The sequence below is a fragment of the Agrobacterium sp. MCAB5 genome, from assembly GCF_052114365.1.
Lineage (GTDB): Bacteria > Pseudomonadota > Alphaproteobacteria > Rhizobiales > Rhizobiaceae > Agrobacterium > Agrobacterium tumefaciens.
The window spans coordinates 1-472 of the sequence record NZ_JBFREP010000240.1; the positions used below are offsets into that span (position 1 = coordinate 1).

A 472-nucleotide genomic window follows, 5' to 3' on the forward strand; every position below is an offset into this window, starting at 1 on the left:
GGCGACCATCACCGTTACGACCAGGGTGCCGTCCTGATAATGCGCCTGAAGGTTCGAATAGGTGAAACTGGTGTAGCTCAGTCCGTGTCCGAATGGGAACAGCGGCGTCAGCCCCTCACGCGCGTACCACCTATATCCGACATCAGGACCCTCGACGTTGTAGTCGATGTCGAAGACGTCGCCTTTGATCGGCATGCCCGGGTTGGAGGTCGTGGTGCGGGGATCCTGTTGTTCAGGGTGGGGAAGCTGTCCGATGTCGCGGGGAAAGGTAATGGGAAGATGCCCGGACGGATTAACACGCCCAAACAGGACACCCGCAATTGCCTCGGCTCCCCCCGATCCGGCGTAGAACGCCGCCAGAACTGCAGGAACGGCGTCGAGCCAGGGCATGGCTACGGCGCCGCCGGATTGAAGAATGACCACGGTCCGGGGATTGGTCCCCGCCACGGCGGTAATCAGGGCATCCTGGTCG

1 protein-coding gene is annotated in these 472 nt (G+C 61.9%); it reads right to left on the bottom strand.

The genetic code is table 11. The features are described from left to right. Positions 1-472 (bottom strand): glycoside hydrolase family 3 protein (locus AB4Z23_RS28420; RefSeq protein ID WP_441361299.1); only part of this gene is annotated, 472 nt, incomplete at both ends.